Below are 4,833 nucleotides of genomic sequence, written 5' to 3'. Positions count from 1 at the left end.
CTGGTCTGGTTTTTTTGGAAACCAATAAGCATCACTTTCGGTAAAGATAAATCGATCAGGCAAATCACATTGCCCGGCAAAGCCAATTACTTTTTTGGGTTTTCGAAAAAATACACCATACTCATTCGTGAACGTAACAAAATCACCAACCTTAAAATCACAAGGTAATGTTGATTCTGTCAGTAATTCAGATTTAAACTGCTGATATTCATTTTCTTTGTTGATTTGGTATTGAGTTAACATATTGCGTCCTCCAAAGACGTTGAAGGCACAATATTCCCAATGGGAAGTTGTGCCCATTGGGTAGGTTTATTAAGCCACTAAACGTAGCTTAGTTAATTTTGCAGCGTGTTCCTTTACTTTATCTATAAATTCAACCATCAATGTATTTCCGCAACACTCAAAAGCATTTCTCCATTGCGACCAAGACGCCTCTGTGGTTTTTTGGTTATCAATATCAAAAATGACATTCTGTGAAGCAGGTTCATTCAGTAAGCTATTCATTTTATCAACCAATGCCGATAGTGACGTACAGCTGACAATATTGAATGGTGGCTCGTATATCAAACTTTCTGCCATTGACTCTGGTATTGAATTTAACTTGTCTTCTACAACATGATAGTAATAGTTGTTCGGCCAATATTTGACATAGACAGGATCAACGCCCTGGTACAGAGGTATTAAACAAGTACCATCAGCATGTAATATCCAAATATATTCGCGATTTGGATGCTCTACAAAATCTTTCTCTAGCAGTAATTCATCATGAGTTAAAGAATCGGCGTTACTTGTCGGCCATTGTTTTTCCTCAGAAATCTTCTGCATTTTTGAAATGATTGTTTTTACATCTAACATAATGTGTCGCTCCAAACTTTTAAAGGACACACCAGCCCAATAGGGTGATATGCCCTAGTGGGGTTAGGTTGATTTACTAAATAATAGTAAAATGGATGTCTTCAATTAAAAGCCGAGTTTTACCTACTTCTCTTTGCATCATGGTTCTTTTACCCATGAACTTTTGGCGGATATCATGCCAGTCCTCAATGTCGTAACGCTCAGTAGTCCAAACACCAATACTCTGCTGTTTTTCATACTGTTCCAACGTATAGCTTGGTAGCGGAACTTTGAATTTAAGACCAGTAGACTTGTGCACCAAAACACCTGCGGGCTCTAGTTTTGCTTCATCGTCCTCGTTATGAAATGACGAATAGCCGAAACCATCACCGGTACATGCTCGCAATTGAGCATCAAGGCTTTTTATGTGAAGTGGGATTAGATGTATTAGGTTGTTATTCATAGTGTGTCTCTCCGAATGTAAAGGACACACCAACCCAATAGGGTGATATGCCCTAATGGGGTTATTAATATCTAGAATAATACCTAGATGGTCTGGTTAACTTGTTACCGTTCGTTAATGAACAATTTCTCGTTAACTCTTTATTTATACGGGACAAAGTAAACTTCCCACTCCAGGAAAGATTGCTTTCATTTTTTACGCAATTCCTGATAGTTTGTCTTTTGGTTTGGCCAACATCAGATAAATGCTCTCGGCAGTGTAATTCTTCTACCATCAGCATGTATTGAAGATCAGTCAAAGCAATATTCAATTTTTCCTGTAACTTTCTTTGATTAAAGACCTTACGGCCTAACAAATATGTGACTAAAGACGGCACCGCAGCAGTTAGAATGTTCCCAAGAGCTGTAATCAGAGCCACGATCAACACGTTATCAATAATAATATTATCCATGCTGACCTCACGCTTTAATCAACAAAGTAGTTACAGATTTACAGCAGCAAGGCAAAATCTCATCATCAGCCAATATTGCTATTGGAGTCTGAGTCAACAAAACCTTTCCACTGATTAATGTTGATTTACACTGACCGCAAAATCCACTTTTACAGCTAAAGCTAAATGTGTCATTGAGATCTTTTAATAGTGTGTTGGGATGAATGGTTATCATGTGTCCTCCAAATGAATAAAGAAAGACACGCTCCATAGGAAGAATGTCTCCCTGTGGGGTTAGTTAGCCAATAGGCTCTCACATCAACGGTATTGCTTTAATACTGTTAATGCCGGTCACTATTCTCATTGCTGATAAATAGCCGCTCGGGTTTCCCATGTTGAGCTGACATGCGTCTATATATCAATAACATTCAAAGCCAAAAAAGGCTTAAAAAGGTTATGGATAGGGATAAACGATTGAGGAACTCATAAACCTAAATCGACTCAAAAATAAAAATCAATTTAGGTTTATGAGGCGGTCTACTTAACCGCCTCTCACAGTCAAATTTCAGCTATAACACCATTAGCCGTTATTAAAGACCTCTGACGAGCCCAAGTCGTTAACTTAGTCAATCTTTCATCGCTATCCATTACTGATAAATCTTCAGCAATTTTGAACGCTTTATTTGACCCAATAGTTAAAATACTCGATGCACAATCAAAGATCCCTTGTACGTATTCATAGTTAGCCATAGTCATTATCTCCACTTAAGTTAAGTAAGGTTATTCATCACAAAGCACACCTACTCAATGTCCTTTGTGATGAATAACCCAGCCACACAGTCCCATTCGGGACTGTGCAACAGAGCATTCATATGGCCTTATAGCCGTTAATTAGCGTTGGATTTGTATTGAATACATCCAGCCAATCTTCTTTTTCCGTGTTAAGTGTTTCCGGGTAGTAAATATGACATTTAAGCCCTTTGTCACTTAGTTTTTTCATCAACTTCTGAGCTGATAATAGTCCCGCACCACTTGGTTCTCTATCGGCCCAAATCCCAACATGTGTAATGTCGGATTCTGGCTCGAACAAAGCAAGTACAGTGTCACTATATAACGACCAACAAGGTAAACCGTTTGCATTGAAAAGCGATAAAGCCGTTTCAATACCCTCTGTCACCCCTATGTATTTACCTCCACACATCAGCTGCATAGGCTCCCCAAGTCGAAATGCGCCACCTCCCATATAATCAGGCGGGCTCATTAATTTCTTTGGGTTACTTACTTCAGCTTTACCGCTTCCGTCTGGTTTAAGGTAAATACGATGGATTGTTAAATTGGACCCATCCTTGCTTTTAAAAATACCAAGCAATGCTGGAAAGGTACCGATAAACGCCTTCTTCTCTAAACAGTAATATTTAAGTCCAGGGTGAAAACCTAATGTCGAAGAAAATTTTCGAACATCCTCACTTGTTAACGTCAGACCTCGACTTTTCAAGTAATTCATCGCTATCTCAGACTTGTAAGAAGGTATCGCTTCTTGATACACACGCTGTAATGCCCTTAATCGCTGTTCTTTCTTCTCTTTATTACAATATTCAGAATGTTGAACTTGTTCTCGGTTTAATTGCGCTGAAACTTCACGATAGCTGACAGTTTTATAATCCCCGCCTGTAATCCTTAACACTTCATCTGCAGCCTCTTTAATCGAGCAGTTGCAGTAAAATGCGATTACATTAAGTCCATCGGTTAATTTTCCAACGTGATTGTGAAAAGCTTGGCCAGTTTGCTCCCAACCATTTACAAGACGAAACACCGTAGAGCCTTGACCCGTTTTAGGGCATGGTGTTTGTGCTGGATATCTGTCAATTGCCGTTTTTAAACCGCTAAATTGTTCAAATATATTTCTCCAACCGCCTTGTTGGTCAACAAGTGCTTTTACTTTCTTTATTTTTGAGTGAGTGGCTTGGTACATGATGATGCTCCTAAATATTGCCTACGGAAACCCCAAAGCCCCCTTGTTAGAAGAAACTTTGGTGGTTTCCGCAAACAAGTAGAAAGGGCGACCTATTTCTAGATCGCTCTCAGATTTACCTATTTAGAAGTGGCTTCATTACCCATGTAGCCCCTATCAGTACCTTTTTGCCATTACGTATTGCGTAAATAGCATTTAAACCACTCGCTCTTTTTTCTTTGATAATTACGTTCATAGTGTGCCCTCCAAGGCAATTTTTTGGCACACTATTCCCCAAAGGGAATGTGTACCCTTTGGGTGATTGAATTAATTCACGCTATTTGAACGCGTGTTTAAGTCCTACAGTTAGTGCATTCACAAGCTCGCTGATTGAGCAGATCACCTTAAAATCGGTGTTACTGAACCCGCGTACTTCTCTGTGAATACCTATTCCGAATACTTTAATACCTAATGCTTGTGCATCTTCTATTGCAGCTACAGTCTCTCCAGCGCTGTTTGGATCACCGTCGGTCACTACAAATAGTAATTTCCTTGGTTCAGCACGACTCATTAATATAGCTGTTGTAGATTGAATTGCTTCAGCTGTTGGTGTTCCGCCACAAGAACTTATATTAAAAGATTCCATAGGCTTTTTTTCTTCAAATCCTTTTACAATCGTCAATTTATCTTCATATGACGACCGTTCGGGATAATACGCAACCAATGACTCCACACCATGAATACCATCTAATGCTGTGCTTAACGCATATGCAACATTGTTAGCCATCTTCATATCACTTTCAGTCATCGAACCAGACTTATCGATCAGCAATGCTATAGCAGCATTGGGCGAACGATGAATCGTCTGTGAGTCGAACACTTTAGTATTACCGATAGCAACTCCAGCCAAACGGCCAGAATTAATCGATTTACCTCGGTTGTGTAATGAATGGTTAACAAAGTTCTGGTCATGGAACAGTCGTTTTAGTGGGTTTTTTAACTTTGAAATGACACCTCTTAAGTTATTGTCTATTAGACAAATTGAACTTAACGGAATATCAACTTTCTCGTTAGACAGTGGTAAGCTTATTAATCCTCCTTCTGAATGTTCTGCTGCCATGCTTTCAATTTCAGAAATTAATTTCTGATGAAAAT

Annotated in this window: 8 protein-coding genes; all 8 read right to left on the bottom strand. The window is 39.0% G+C overall.

All coding sequences use genetic code 11. The features are described from left to right. On the bottom strand, window positions 1-243 hold a 243-nt coding region (locus H5202_RS18065), incomplete at its 3' end, for a hypothetical protein (protein ID WP_220493927.1). A 69-nt stretch (window positions 244-312) separates the two neighbouring features. Next, complete coding sequence (locus tag H5202_RS18060; RefSeq protein WP_182773289.1) at window positions 313-855, bottom strand: hypothetical protein; 543 nt, start codon at window positions 853-855, stop codon at window positions 313-315. A gap of 76 nt (window positions 856-931) precedes the next feature. Beyond that, window positions 932-1,297 (bottom strand): hypothetical protein, encoded by a 366-nt coding sequence (locus H5202_RS18055; protein WP_182773290.1) that lies wholly within the window; start codon window positions 1,295-1,297, stop codon window positions 932-934. Window positions 1,298-1,361: 64 nt separating this feature from the next. Beyond that, on the bottom strand, window positions 1,362-1,748 hold the full coding sequence (locus H5202_RS18050; protein ID WP_182773288.1) for a hypothetical protein: 387 nt from the start codon (window positions 1,746-1,748) through the stop codon (window positions 1,362-1,364). 7 nt (window positions 1,749-1,755) lie between these two features. Then, window positions 1,756-1,962 carry a 2Fe-2S iron-sulfur cluster-binding protein gene (locus tag H5202_RS24690; protein WP_336244811.1) on the bottom strand — a complete coding sequence of 69 codons (207 nt, stop codon included), beginning with the start codon at window positions 1,960-1,962 and terminating at the stop codon, window positions 1,756-1,758. Window positions 1,963-2,285: 323 nt separating this feature from the next. Next, the gene (locus H5202_RS18045; RefSeq protein WP_182773287.1) at window positions 2,286-2,477 is read right to left on the bottom strand and encodes a hypothetical protein; all 192 of its coding nucleotides are present in this window, start codon (window positions 2,475-2,477) and stop codon (window positions 2,286-2,288) included. 118 nt (window positions 2,478-2,595) lie between these two features. Continuing rightward, window positions 2,596-3,699, bottom strand: coding sequence for a DUF7146 domain-containing protein (locus H5202_RS18040; protein ID WP_182773286.1), 1,104 nt, complete (start codon window positions 3,697-3,699; stop codon window positions 2,596-2,598). Window positions 3,700-4,015: 316 nt separating this feature from the next. Then, a partial coding sequence (locus H5202_RS18035; protein WP_182773285.1) for a VWA domain-containing protein occupies window positions 4,016-4,833 on the bottom strand: 818 nt, incomplete at its 5' end.

The organism is Shewanella sp. SG41-4 (assembly GCF_014164505.1).
In the GTDB taxonomy this organism is placed as follows: Bacteria; Pseudomonadota; Gammaproteobacteria; order Enterobacterales; family Shewanellaceae; genus Shewanella.
Note: the sequence above shows the minus strand (reverse complement) of the source record. Positions and strands in the feature narration are given on the sequence as shown.